The organism is Agrobacterium sp. 5Ca39, from assembly GCF_055382365.1.
Genome location: NZ_AP026437.1, coordinates 1,600,911 through 1,614,060, shown reverse-complemented (window position 1 = coordinate 1,614,060; position 13,150 = coordinate 1,600,911). Strand labels below are relative to the sequence as shown.

Below are 13,150 nucleotides of genomic sequence, written 5' to 3'. Positions count from 1 at the left end.
TTGATCTCGCTTGGAACGACGAAGGCAAAGGTAAGCCCATGGCCGAGACCCCCTCTACGGAATTTGATGTCGCCGTCATTGGCGCCGGTGTCGTCGGTTGCGCGGTCGCCCGCCGTTTCGCACTGGCCGGTGCGAAGGTGGTGGTGATCGAAAAAGGCCCCGACATCCTCTCCGGCGCTTCCAAGGCCAATAGCGCCATCCTCCATACCGGTTTCGATGCGCCGGAAGGCAGCCTGGAGCTGGAACTGGTGAAGGCAGGCCGGGCGGAATATCTCTCCATTCATCGCCCGATGGGTCTCAGCATCGTCGAAACGGGCGCACTGGTCTGCGCCTGGAACCCGGGCGAAGCGGAAAAACTGCAGGGGATCGCCGAACAGGGGCGGCGCAACGGCATTGCCGGGCTTGAGTTACGCACGGCCGAGCAGGCCCGTGAAGCCATGCCGGGCCTGTCCGGCCGCCTTGTCGCCGCACTTGACGTTCCGGGCGAACATATCATCGATCCCTGGTCCGCGCCGCTCGGCTATCTCACGCAGGCGGTGGCGCTGGGTGCCCAGCTGCTGCGCAACGCGGAGGTCCTGTCCGGTGCATTCGACGGCGTGTGGCAGATAGAGACGACGGCGGGCACCATATTTGCCGCCAGCGTCGTCAATGCCGCCGGGCTGTTCGGAGATATCGTCGACGCACGTCTGGGATTTCCGCCCGACTTCATCATCAAGCCCCGCAAGGGGCAGTTCGTGGTGCTTGATAAGGCTGCCCGTAGGTATGTGCCGCGCATTGTTCTGCCCGTTCCGACCGAAATCACCAAGGGCATCGTGGTGTGCCCGACCGCCTTCGGCAACGTTCTTGTCGGTCCGACGGCGGAAGAGCAGGAAGATCGCGAACGCGCGACGGTCGAGACGGCGACGCTGAAAGGACTGCTGGAACGCGGTACGGAGATCGTTCCCGCGCTGGCTTCCGTTTCCGTGACCGCTGTTTATGCCGGTCTGCGCCCGGCCTCTGAAAAGAAACACTACCGGATTTCCACCCGGCCAGACCGGCGGGCGATCACGCTCGGCGGCATTCGCTCCACGGGCCTCAGTGCCGCGCTCGGACTGGCGCAGCATGCGCTGAGGCTTCACGAAGGTTTCGGTACGCGTTTTAACCCGCCATCCTCAATCCCTGAAGTGACGATGCCCAATCTGACCGAAACCTGCGGGCGGGACTGGCAGCGTGCCGATCACGGCGAAATCGTCTGTCATTGCGAACTCGTCACCCGCAGGGAAATCGAGGCGACATTTTTGAGCCCGGTGCCACCCGGCGATTTCGGAGGCCTGCGGCGGCGTACCCGCGCCGGCATGGGGCGCTGTCAGGGCTTTTATTGTAACGCGCGGTTGGCCGCGATGACCGGCGACCGTCTGGCAACGCCGCTTTCCGTCCGGGAGGGAGCGGACCTATGAGCGCCGGGGAGCCGTTTCAGCGCGTGCATCAAAACATTGAGAATGCAGATGTCATCGTGGTCGGCGGCGGTCCGGCGGGCGTGGCTGCGGCGCTGGAGCTGAAAGCGCGCGGTATCCCCCGCGTGATGATCCTCGACCGTGAACCCGCTCTCGGCGGCGCGACCCGGCATTGCGTGCATTCGCCCTTTGGCATGCGCGAATTCGGACGCGTCTATTTCGGCCCGGCTTATGCGCAACGCCTGCAGTGGCAGGCGCAGGAAGCGGGTATCGATATCCGCACCGGTCATTCCGTCGTCGAACTGGGGCAGGATGGGACGCTGCTGGTGACATCGGCACGCGGCGTCGAGACACTGAAGGCCCGGCGTATCGTGCTGGCCACGGGCGCGCGGGAAAAACCACGCTCCGCGCGGCTTCTGCCCGGTGACAGGCCGGTGGGCGTCCTCACTACCGGCACGCTGCAAGCCTATGTCGCCTTTCACGGCATCGTGCCATTTCGCCGGCCGCTGATCGTCGGTTCGGAACTGGTTTCCTTTTCTGCGCTTTTGACCTGCCTAACGCATCATGCCCGGCCGGTAGCGATGATCGAGCCGGAGCCTTATCCACTCGCGCGGTGGCCTTTTCGATGCTTCCCGCCGGTTGTTGGGGTGCCCTTTCATTGTGGCGCCGCACTCACGGATATCCGCGGACGCGGCCGGGTCGAGGAGGCGGATATCCGTCTGGTGGATGGTCGTATCCTGACAGTTCAATGCGATGGTGTTCTGCTCACCGGGCGGTTCACGCCGGAGGCGGCGCTTCTCGATGCATCCCCGGTGGAGGTGGCGGCAGGCAGTGCCGGGCCGTTGATCGACCAGGACGGGCGAATGGCCAATCCGATCTTCTTCGCCGGCGGAAATGTCTTGCGGGCCGTGGAAACGGGCGGCTGGGCGTTTCGCGAAGGCCGTCGGGTTGGCGTGGCGGTGGCCGACGATCTCGCCCGGGCACCCTGCAGCGCGCCGGGCGTTCTCGTCACGTTCGCTGAACCGCTCAAGCTGGTAGTCCCCGCCATGCTGCGGCCTGGCGGGCTTGAACGACCGGCTTTTCGCGACTTCCAGCTTCGTTTCACCAGACGCGTTCGAGGCATGCTTTCGCTTCGTCTCGATGGAAAGGAAGTGTGGAGCAAGACCGGCCAGTGGTTCCCTGAACGCCGTGTGCTTGTGCCCATTCCCGCTGCGGCGTTTGAAGCGGCTCAGATTTCCTTTCATTTTCAGGAGACCAGTTGATGCGCATTGCGGCGATCGACCAGGGGACGACGTCAACCCGGTGCCTTGTGGTGATCGATGGCGGCACGGCGGAGGTTGTGGCCAGCCGGCGTCACACACAATTTTACCCCGCCGCCAATCATGTTGAGCATGATCCGGAAGAACTGCTTGTTAATATCCGCGCGGTGCTCGCCGCCGCCGGGCCGGTGGACGCCATCGCCATCGCCAATCAGGGCGAAAGTTGTCTGGCGTGGGATGCCGTCAGCGGTGAGGCGCTGTCGCCGGTCATCGTCTGGCAGGATGCCCGCACCGCCCAAACGCTGGCCGCCCTGCCGCCCTCGGCAACACATCTTTCGAAAGAGATTTGCGGGCTGCCGCTTGATCCGTATTTTTCGGCCAGCAAACTGGCCTGGCTGGTCAGGCACAATCCGGCAGTGGCAGAGGCGAAGGCAGCCGGGCGTTTGCGGCTGGGCACCACCGACGCGTTCTTTCTGGACCGGCTGACGAGCAGTTTCCGCACCGACCTTGCGACGGCGTCGCGCACGGGGCTGCTGGATCTTTCAACCGGAGACTGGAGTCCGGAGCTCTGCGCGCTGCATGGCGTGACGATGGATTGCCTGCCCAAGGTCGGCCCTGTCGACGGCGGTTTCGGTTCGATCGAGGGAACGCCCATCCGCGTTTCCATCGTTGATCAGCAGGCCGCACTTTATGGCCACGGCTGCCGCACGGCAGGCGATTGCAAGATAACTTTCGGAACGGGGGCGTTTCTGTTGTCCGTTGCCGGTAACGGGCGCCCATCGACGGGAGAGCTTCTGCCAACAATTGCCTGGCAGATGCAGGGCGCGCCCGCCGTTTTCGCCATTGAAGGCGGCGTCTATGATGCCGGCGCGGCGGTCGAATGGGCGAAAAAGATTGGCCTCTACGCTGAAAATGCCGAACTCGATTGGTTTGAGGGGCCATCGGCCATTCGCCGTGGTCTCGCGTTCGTACCCGCGTTTTCGGGCCTTGCCGCGCCTTATTGGGACAGACACGCGGTGCCGCTGTTCATTGGTATGAACCACGCCACCGAGCGGAGTGACATGGTGCGCGCGGTGCTGGAAGGTATTGCCCTGCTGACGGCGCGGCTGATCGAAGCTGCATCGGCTGTTGCTCCCATAGGCGACACGATCTCCATCGATGGCGGCCTGTCGAACAGCCGCTATTTTGTCCGCTTTCTGGCAGCAGCCAGCGGCCGGACCATTTGCGTGCCGGCCATGCGCGAGTTGACGGCGCTAGGGCTGGCCGAACTGTGCGGCATTGATGTCGCCGCCATGCGGCGCGAGACCGAGATATTCGCGCCCGATGGATCGGTCGGCGCCGAAGATCACGCCCGGTTCGCACGCGCCATAGACAATGCCCGCTGCTGGGGGCGATAAGGCGCCTTGGCAACCGCTGTCACGCTTCCCTTGGCGTAGAGGGAGCAGTGGGTGGATTGAACAGGCGACAAAGGCGACGAAATTTGATAAATTACAAGTCGGCCGGTTGCTGTTTGACGCACGGGTGAAAGTCGCCGGGCGTTCCCATACTGCAAGCCGGATCATGGCGCAGGAGGAGAAGTGCTATGACGGCATTCCATGTCATGGCCGGTGCGAGTGGCGAATTTGCCCGCCCGGAAGTCCGCAAGATTGGTATTGCAGATATAGCCGACGCGTTAAGGCTGGGACTGGAGGACTTTAAGGAAAAGCCGTCCCATTATTTTTTTCTCTGTCTCATGTATCCGATCGCCGGTGTTTTCATAGTGATGTGGAGTGCCGGCGCTAATATGCTGCCGCTGATCTATCCCCTGATGTCGGGTTTTGCACTGATTGGCCCAGTCGCGGCGATCGGCCTCTATGAAATCAGTCGAAGGCGCGAACAGGGGTTGGATAGTTCGTGGCGGCACGCGCTGGAGGTTCGTCACTCTCCGGCACTGCCGTCGATCATCGCGGTCGCCGTCATGCTGCTTGCGCTTTTCGCTGTCTGGCTGATTGTTGCGCAGCACATCTACACCGTGAATTTCGAGGCGGCCGCTCCGGTTTCGCTCTCCGCCTTTCTCTCCGATGTATTGATAACGCCGCAGGGGCTCTCTCTCGTCATCTGGGGCAATCTGGCTGGTTTCGTTTTTGCCGTCATCGTGCTGGCGACAACGGTGGTGACGTTTCCTCTGCTGCTTGATCGGGATGTCGGCGCGGTCGCGGCGGTGGATGCAAGCATCCGTGCCACGCTTGTCAACCCGGTTCCGGTGGCGCTATGGGGCTTGATTGTCGCTGCGCTGCTCGTTCTCGGGACGATCCCGGCATTCGTCGGTTTAGCGGTTGTCGTGCCCGTTCTCGGCCATTCTACTTGGCACCTTTATCGGAAAATGATCGTCCCCGATTATTCCAGCCGTGTGTCTTGAATTTATCAAGTAACCCTGTCGTGCCGTTCTTGCGGCAATGACGGGCAACCTTCGAAAGCGGCGGTTCGTGAGATCGGCGCACCACATTCAGGATTTTGGAAGCAGCACGCCAACGGCAAATTCTTCCTCAGTTGCCGTGTGGCCGGCCTGTGTCTTGCGGTATTCGCTGGGCGTAAAACCGCGCTCGGTTCGAAGCGTACGGGAAAGATGGGGTGCGTCGCAAAAGCCGGTGGCAAGCGAGATCTGGGTGATGGGGTCGTGCGTGGTGCGCAGGAGCGAGAGCGCCCGGTCGAGACGGAGCTCCAGATAGACCTTGGATGGTGTGGCCTTCAGATCATTGAGGAAACGCCGCTCGAGGCTGCGGCGGCCAAGGCCGAGGTCGCTTGCCAGTTCCAGCACGGTCTTGGGAACCTCGATATTCTGCTGCATCCGCAGGATCGCTTTTTTGACAAGGGGATCGCTGGCCTTACGTGTGCTCTGCTGGCCCGGCTGGGGTTTCTCACCGCTCAGCGCGCTGTCGATCATCATGATGTTTAGGCTCTTGATGGCGGCGGATTGGCCGACATGGCGCTCGACGAGGAAAGCCGCCAGATGCGCGGCACCATGGCCGCCCGAACAGGTCAGCCGGTCGCGGTCGATGACGAAGATCTGGTCGGATATCATCTGAACCGTATCGAAACGGTCGAGAAAATCCTGGTGGTGGAACCAGCTTACGCAACAGCGATAGCCATCGAGCAGCCCCGCTTCGTGGAGGATGAAGACGCCGGTGCAGAGGCCAACAATCGGAACGCCTGCCGTTGCGCGGTCTTTCAGGAAGCGCAGTGCTTCCGGCGGCAGGGCGCTATGATCGCTGATCAATCCGCCGACCACGACGATGTAGTCGTAGTGACCGGCATCGCTCAGCCGCGTATCCGGCTGCACTTTCACGCCGCAGCTCGACTGCACGCTGCCGAGCGTTGCGGAGAGCACCGACCATTCGCAGAGGATGGGTCGGGAGCGGTCCGCCTCATCGGCGGCAAGGCGCAACACGTCGACGAAATTCGCAAAGGCTGACAGCGTGAAGCGGTCGGCAAGCAGGAAGGCGACGCTAAGGCGTTTTTTGGCGACGTGCGATTTCATGACGCAAATATTCATGCAAACAGACGCGATTGTCCAGCCGGGCGATGGCAAATGATCCTAGCTTTTACGACAACAGATTTTCCAACCGTCGGGTCCGATCATGACGCGTTTTAATGCTTTCAGTCTTTTGAAGAATGCCCTGACGGGCAATAAAAACTGGGAAGAACAATGGCCCGACAGCCAGCCGAAGGCCGAATATGACGTGATCATCGTCGGTGCCGGCGGCCATGGGCTTGGGGCGGCCTATTATCTGGCCAGCCAGCATGGCATCACCAATGTTGCGGTTATCGACAAGGGCTGGCTTGGCGGCGGCAATACCGGCCGTAACACCACGATCATCCGCTCCAACTATCTCTATGACGAAAGCGCCCGTCTTTACGATCACGCCGTCGATCTCTGGGAAAATCTCAGCCAGGAACTGAACTACAACGTCATGTATTCGCGGCGCGGCGTGCTGATGCTGGCCCATAATGTGCACGACGTGCAGAGCTTCAAGCGTCATATCCATTCCAATCGCCTGAACGGTGTCGACAATCGCTGGCTCACGCCTGAGGAATGCAAGGAATATTGCCCGCCCTTAAGCCTTTCGCCTGACGCCCGTTACCCTGTCATGGGCGGCGCATTGCAGGAGCGTGCGGGCACGGCGCGCCACGATGCGGTCGCCTGGGGTTATGCGCGCGGTGCTGCCGCGCGCGGTGTGGATATCATCCAGAACTGCCCGGTCACCGCTATTCGCCGCAACGCCGACGGTTCCGTTGCCGGTGTCGAGACGGCGAGGGGCTTCATCAAGGCGAAGAAGGTTGCAGTTTCGGCCGCCGGCCACACCTCTGTCGTCATGGATACGGCCGGTGTCCGCCTGCCGCTCGAAAGCTATCCGCTACAGGCGCTGGTATCGGAGCCGATCAAGCCGATTTTCCCCTGTGTTGTCATGTCGAACGCCGTGCACGCCTATATCAGCCAGTCGGACAAGGGCGAGCTGGTGATCGGTTCGGGCACGGACCAGTATACATCCTATTCGCAGCGCGGTGGCCTGCCGTTGATCGAGCATACGATCGCGGCCATCGTCGAAATCTTCCCGATCTTCAACCGCATGCGGATGCTGCGCAAATGGGGCGGTATCGTTGATGTCACGCCGGATCGCTCGGCCATCCTCGGCAAGACCCCCGTTGCCGGTCTTTATGTGAATTGCGGCTGGGGTACTGGCGGGTTCAAGGCCACGCCGGGTGCTGCCCACACCTTCGCCTGGACCATCGCCAAAAACGAACCGCACCCGATCAACGCGCCGTTCACGCTGGAACGCTTCCGATCCGGCCGCCTGATCGACGAGGCCGCTGCCGCTGCCGTGGCGCACTGAGGACATAACGATGCTTTTGATCCGCTGCCCCTATTGCAACGAAACGCTGCCCGAAGCCGAATTCACCTATGCCGGGCAGGCCCATGTCGTTCGCGCCGCCGACCCGTCGTCGCAGACAGATGAGCAATGGGAAGAATTCCTGTTCATCCGCGAAAACGTCAAAGGTCCGCATTTCGAACGCTGGCGGCACCTGCATGGCTGCGGCCGCTTCTTCAACGCCGTGCGCGACACGGTGAGCGACCGTTTCCTGACGACCTATCGTGCGGGTGAGCCGCGCCCTGAACTATCCTCCCTGACACGCTTGACCGCAAGCTCCGAGGTGTCGAAATGAACTCCTATCGCGTTTCCGGCCGGGGCCGGGTGGATGCTTCCCGTTCGGTCAGCTTCACCTTCGACGGCAAGACCTATCGCGGCGTCAAGGGCGATACCGTCGCCTCCGCGCTTCTCGCCAATGGCGTGCATCTCATGGGCCGCTCGTTCAAATACCACCGCCCGCGCGGCCCGGTGGCGGCGGGTTCCGAGGAGCCGAATGCGCTGATCGGCACCCGCCGTAGCGCCGGCCGGTTCGAGCCGAATACCCGCGCCACGGTGCAGGAAATCTGGGACGGGCTGGAAACCACCTCGCAGAACAAATATCCGAGCCTGAAATTCGATATCGGCGCTGTCAACGACATGGCCTATATGCTGTTTTCGGCCGGTTTTTACTACAAGACCTTTATGTGGCCGAAGAGCTTCTGGAACAAGGTCTATGAGCCCTTCATCCGCGCGGCCGCGGGTCTCGGCGTTTCGCCGACGGAAGAAGATCCTGACACCTATGCCTCGCGCAACCTGCATTGCGATGTGCTGATTGTCGGTGCCGGTCCCGCCGGTCTCGCAGCCGCGCGCGCGGCGGCGGTCGAGGGTCTCAAGGTCGTGCTGGTCGATGAAAATGCCGAAGCCGGCGGCACGCTGCTCTCGGAACCGCAGGCGAAGATTGATGGCAAGCCCGCTTGGGTCTGGCTTGCTGACGAAGTGGAGGCGCTGAAGGATCGGGGCGTCAAGGTGATGACGCGTACCACGGCGATTGCCTATTACCACCAGAACATGATCGGCCTTTGCGAAAAGCTGACCGACCATCTCGAAACCGTACCGAAGGATGTGCCGCGCGAACGCCTCTGGCGGGTAAGAGCCCGGCAGGTGGTGCTGGCGCAGGGCGCACTGGAAAAGCCGCTGGTTTTCCACGGCAATGACCGGCCGGGCGTGATGCTCGCAGGTTCCGCCCAGACCTATCTCAACCGCTATGGCGTCAAGGTCGGTAACCGGCCAGTGGTGGTGACGAGCCATGACAGCGCCTGGTATGCCGCTTTCGATCTTCACGGTGCTGGCGCACCTGTTCAGGCCATCGTCGATACCCGCGCCAAGGTGCGCGAGGAGCTGGTAAACGAGGCGCGTGCGCTCGGCATTCCGGTCAAGCTCTCACATACGGTCACGGCGACGTCGGGGCGGTTGCGCGTCAAATCGGTTCACGTCAATCCGGTGAATGGTTCCACGGTCGGCGCAGGTCAGGACATTGCCTGCGATGCCGTGCTGATGTCGGGCGGCTGGACGCCGTCGCTGCATCTCTTCTCCCACACACAGGGTAAGATCGCCTGGGATGACGAGCGGACGACCTTCCTGCCAGCGCTCACCAATGAGGATTGTGTGATTGCAGGCGCCGGTCGCGGGCTCTGGGGCATCGAGGCCGCACTGAAGGACGGTGCGGAACGGGGGCGTGAAGTCGTTGCAGCCCTTGGCAAGACCGCCAATGTTTCCAGTCATGCCGTCGATCATGACCGCATTGGCAGCGGTGTATCCCACACGGAACTGCCGAGCGACCGCGATGCCGGCAAGGCAAAGGCTTTCGTCGATTACCAGAATGATGTGACCGCCAAGGATCTGCGGCTTGCCGTGCGCGAGGGCATGCGCTCCATCGAGCATGTCAAACGCTACACCACCAATGGCATGGCCACCGATCAAGGCAAGATGTCCAACATCAACGGCCTCAACATCGCTGCGGAAGCTCTGGGCAAACGCCAGCCGGAAGTGGGGCTCACCACCTTCCGTCCGCCCTATACGCCGACAACCTTTGGGGCCTTCGCCGGTTATCACCGCGGCGCGCATTTCGAAGTGACGCGCAAGACGCAGATCGACAGCTGGTCCGAGGCCCATGGCGCGGTCTACGAGCCGGTCGGGCAATGGCGTCGCGCCTGGTATTTTCCAAAGTCGGGCGAGGACATGGATGCCGCCGTTCGCCGCGAATGCCGGGCGGTGCGCCAGAGTGTGGGTATTTTTGATGCCTCGACGCTCGGCAAGATCGAGGTTGTCGGTCCCGATGCGGTCGAGTTCATGAACCGCATGTATACCAATCCCTGGACAAAGCTGGCTGCCGGTCGCTGCCGTTATGGCCTGCTGCTCGGCGATGACGGTTTCATCCGCGACGATGGCGTTATCGGCCGCATGACCGACGACCGTTTCCACGTCACCACCACGACTGGCGGTGCCGCCCGGGTGCTGAACATGATGGAGGATTACCTCCAGACGGAATGGCCCGATCTCAATGTCTGGCTGACCTCGACCACGGAGCAATGGTCGACCATTGCGCTGAACGGGCCAAATGCGGCGAAGCTGCTCGCGCCGCTGGTGGAAGGTGTGGAGCTCACGGAAGAGGCCTTCCCGCATATGTCCTGCGCGGAATGCACCGTGGCCGGCATGCCGGCGCGGCTGTTCCGGGTCAGCTTCACCGGCGAGATCGGCTTCGAGGTCAATGTGCCTGCACCGCTCGGTCGCAAGCTCTGGGAAATCCTGTGGGAATCCGGTCAGCAATATGGCATCACGCCTTACGGCACCGAGACGATGCATGTGCTGCGTGCGGAAAAGGGCTACATCATCGTCGGTCAGGACACCGATGGCACCGTCACGCCCTATGACGCGGCAATGGGCTGGGCCGTGGGCAAGAACAAGCCCGATTTCGTCGGCAAGCGGGGTCTTGCGCGACCCGATCTCGTCGCCAAGGGCCGCCGCCATCTCGTCGGCCTTCTGACGGAAGACCGCTCGAAGCTGGAAGAGGGCGCACAGATCGTCTTCGACCCGAAACAGCCTATCCCGATGAAAATGGTCGGCCACGTTACATCATCCTACCATTCGGATGCCGTTGGCCAGCCGATCGCGCTGGCGCTGGTGGAGGGCGGTCATGAGCGGATGGGCGAGACCGTCTACATCCCGATGCTGGACCGTACCATCGCCGCGAAAATCACCGGGATGGTCTTTGTCGATCCCGAAAACACCCGCCTTAAAATCTGACCCGGAGCCGACAATGAACATGCGCGTTTCCTCCTCCGTTTCCGGCGTGCTTGCCGAAAGCAAAGCGGCACGGGTCAGCATCTCGGCCGCACAAGCCCGGTTTTCGCTGCGCGCGCGCGGCGATCTGGCGCCGCTCAATGCCGCCCTCGGCCTGAGCCTGCCTGAGCGGATCGGCGCCCGTGCCGCTTCCGGTCACGTTGAAGCTCTACGCCTCGGTCCCGACGAGTGGACCATCGTGGCGCCGATGGACGAAATCGATCGGCCGATTGCCGCATGTGCGGGCGTTTATGCTGGCCATCCCCATAGCCTTGTCGACATTTCTGGCCGTGAAGTGACGATGTTGATCGAAGGTCCGCAAGCCGCCGAACTGCTGACGCTGGGCTGCGCCCGGGACATTGACACCATTGCCGTTGGCGAGGGACGCCGGACGATTTTCGACGGCGTGACCGTGGTGCTTTGGCGAGATGCTGAACACCGGTTCCGCATGGATGTCTGGAACAGTTTCGCGTCGCATCTCGGCCATCTGCTTGAAACCGGCTGCAGGGAGCTCGCCGCCGAAACCGCCTGAACGCGTTGCAGTTTCACAACCGTCCAGGAGCTGATCCACCAAGGGGAGCAGGATTTGACCACCTATGTCATGAAAGTCTCGTGCCCGGCGCGCAGCGGCATCGTTGCGGCCGTATCCGGATATCTCGCGCTGTCCGGCTGCAATATCAATGACAGCTCGCAATTCACCGATCAGGAAACCGGCCGTTTTTTCATGCGGTTGAGCTTCGTTTCGGAGCAGGGGCTGGAGCGGGACGCTCTCGCCGAGGGTTTTGGTCCGGTCGCCGTCGACTTCGACATGCAATACGACATCCACGACCTTTCCCGCAAAACCAGAGTGGTGATCATGGTGTCGCGCTTCGGTCATTGCCTCAACGATCTGCTTTATCGCTCCCGCATCGGCGCATTGCCGGTGAAGATCGTCGCGGTGATATCCAATCATCTCGATTATCAGAAGCAGGTCGTGAACGACGACATTCCGTTTCATCATATCCGCGTCACGCCTGAGACAAAACCGGAAGCCGAAGCGGAAATCCTGCAGGTGGTGCAGGATACTGGCGCGGAACTCGTCGTTCTCGCCCGTTACATGCAGGTTCTGTCGGACCGGCTGTGCCAGGAAATGTCGGGCCGCATCATCAACATCCACCATTCCTTCCTGCCATCATTCAAGGGCGCAAATCCCTACAAGCAGGCCTATGAGCGCGGGGTACGGCTGATTGGAGCAACCGCCCACTACGTCACCGCCGATCTCGATGAAGGGCCGATCATCGAGCAGGACACGATCCGGGTAACCCATGCACAGAGCGCGATGGATTATGTGTCACTCGGCCGCGACGTGGAGAGCCAGGTGTTGGCGCGCGCGATACATGCCCATATCCACCACCGGGTTTTCCTGAATGGCAACAGGACCGTGGTTTTCCCCGCCTCGCCGGGAGAATATGTCTCGGAGCGGATGGGCTGAGCGCGGCGCTGCCGTAGCCCCGGCTCCGCCATCCCCTTGAACAGGCGCGGGCTGCTGAACGGCAGCCGCCCTCGTCCGGTGCCGGGTCAACCGTCATACTCATCGTCGGTGACCTGTTCCAGCCAGTCCACCACCTTGCCGTCCTTGACCTCCTGAAGCGCGATATGGGTCATGGCCACATCAGGTGCGGCCCCGTGCCAGTGCCTCTCGCCCGGTGCGAACCAGACGATATCACCGGAGCGGATTTCCTCCACCGGGCCACCGTCACGCTGCGCCCGGCCGAGACCGGAAACCACGATCAGCGTCTGACCGAGGGGATGGGTGTGCCATGCCGTTCGCGCCCCGGGTTCAAATGTAACCTGAGCGCCCTGCACCCGCTCTGCATCGAAGGGGTTGAAGAGCGGATCGATGCGGACCGTGCCCGTGAACCAGGCCGCGGGGCCTTTTGCCGATGCCCGTGTTCCTGCGCGCAATATTTCCATGGTCATTCTCCTGACTGATGTTCCAGGCCGGCGTGAAGCGCGTGGCCTGCCGTCGCCCACAGGGCGGGGCGGGGTCATCGCTTTCCGCATTCTGTGAAGCCCTGCCGCCGGTCTCCGCCACGCGCTTCATTCTCGCGTGTTTCCGAGAGTTGAGCCGGCCGCTTCCGGGACCTTTTCAGACCGCTCGACAAAAATCAATCTCGGGATTGACTCACTTATGAAAACGGTTACATTCGCTGATGTAAACGGTTTCATAGTCGATATCCGTTGCTTGGAGGAG

At 61.9% G+C, this 13,150-nt stretch carries 11 protein-coding genes; 9 read left to right on the top strand and 2 right to left on the bottom strand.

Annotated features, from left to right (window positions below):
* Positions 1-38 precede the first annotated feature (38 nt).
* From ACZ47E_RS21095 to ACZ47E_RS21080, 4 genes are all read left to right on the top strand, one after another.
* Complete coding sequence (locus ACZ47E_RS21095; RefSeq protein ID WP_022562858.1) at positions 39-1,436, top strand: NAD(P)/FAD-dependent oxidoreductase; 1,398 nt, start codon at positions 39-41, stop codon at positions 1,434-1,436.
* A complete protein-coding gene (locus ACZ47E_RS21090; protein WP_112636345.1) occupies positions 1,433-2,695 on the top strand; it encodes an NAD(P)/FAD-dependent oxidoreductase in 1,263 nt (420 codons plus the stop codon). The genes ACZ47E_RS21095 and ACZ47E_RS21090 overlap by 4 nt, the downstream gene beginning before the upstream one ends.
* Positions 2,695-4,089, top strand: coding sequence for an FGGY family carbohydrate kinase (locus ACZ47E_RS21085; RefSeq protein ID WP_022562856.1), 1,395 nt, complete (start codon positions 2,695-2,697; stop codon positions 4,087-4,089). The genes ACZ47E_RS21090 and ACZ47E_RS21085 overlap by 1 nt, the downstream gene beginning before the upstream one ends.
* A 185-nt stretch (positions 4,090-4,274) precedes the next feature.
* Complete coding sequence (locus ACZ47E_RS21080) at positions 4,275-5,090, top strand: DUF2189 domain-containing protein (protein WP_022562855.1); 816 nt, start codon at positions 4,275-4,277, stop codon at positions 5,088-5,090.
* A gap of 87 nt (positions 5,091-5,177) precedes the next feature.
* Here ACZ47E_RS21080 and ACZ47E_RS21075 read toward each other — a convergent pair whose 3' ends face one another.
* The gene (locus tag ACZ47E_RS21075; protein ID WP_022562854.1) at positions 5,178-6,224 is read right to left on the bottom strand and encodes a GlxA family transcriptional regulator; all 1,047 of its coding nucleotides are present in this window, start codon (positions 6,222-6,224) and stop codon (positions 5,178-5,180) included.
* An 85-nt stretch (positions 6,225-6,309) separates the two neighbouring features.
* Here ACZ47E_RS21075 and ACZ47E_RS21070 point away from each other — a divergent pair, with 85 nt between their 5' ends.
* Genes ACZ47E_RS21070 through purU form a run of 5 tightly spaced genes read left to right on the top strand, consistent with a single transcriptional unit; the run spans position 6,310 to position 12,388 of the window.
* Complete coding sequence (locus tag ACZ47E_RS21070) at positions 6,310-7,563, top strand: sarcosine oxidase subunit beta family protein (protein WP_022562853.1); 1,254 nt, start codon at positions 6,310-6,312, stop codon at positions 7,561-7,563.
* Positions 7,564-7,573: 10 nt separating this feature from the next.
* Positions 7,574-7,894 (top strand): sarcosine oxidase subunit delta, encoded by a 321-nt coding sequence (locus ACZ47E_RS21065; RefSeq protein ID WP_022562852.1) that lies wholly within the window; start codon positions 7,574-7,576, stop codon positions 7,892-7,894.
* On the top strand, positions 7,891-10,881 hold the full coding sequence (locus ACZ47E_RS21060) for a sarcosine oxidase subunit alpha (RefSeq protein WP_022562851.1): 2,991 nt from the start codon (positions 7,891-7,893) through the stop codon (positions 10,879-10,881). Before ACZ47E_RS21065 ends, ACZ47E_RS21060 begins: the two co-directional genes overlap by 4 nt.
* 13 nt (positions 10,882-10,894) lie before the next feature.
* On the top strand, positions 10,895-11,449 hold the full coding sequence (soxG, locus tag ACZ47E_RS21055) for a sarcosine oxidase subunit gamma family protein (RefSeq protein ID WP_022562850.1): 555 nt from the start codon (positions 10,895-10,897) through the stop codon (positions 11,447-11,449).
* Positions 11,450-11,503: 54 nt separating this feature from the next.
* Positions 11,504-12,388 (top strand): formyltetrahydrofolate deformylase, encoded by an 885-nt coding sequence (gene purU, locus ACZ47E_RS21050; RefSeq protein ID WP_022562849.1) that lies wholly within the window; start codon positions 11,504-11,506, stop codon positions 12,386-12,388.
* Between the two features lie 86 nt (positions 12,389-12,474).
* Here purU and ACZ47E_RS21045 read toward each other — a convergent pair whose 3' ends face one another.
* Positions 12,475-12,870, bottom strand: a complete 396-nt coding sequence (locus ACZ47E_RS21045) for a (R)-mandelonitrile lyase (RefSeq protein WP_022562848.1) — start codon at positions 12,868-12,870, stop codon at positions 12,475-12,477.
* Positions 12,871-13,150: the final 280 nt, after the last annotated feature.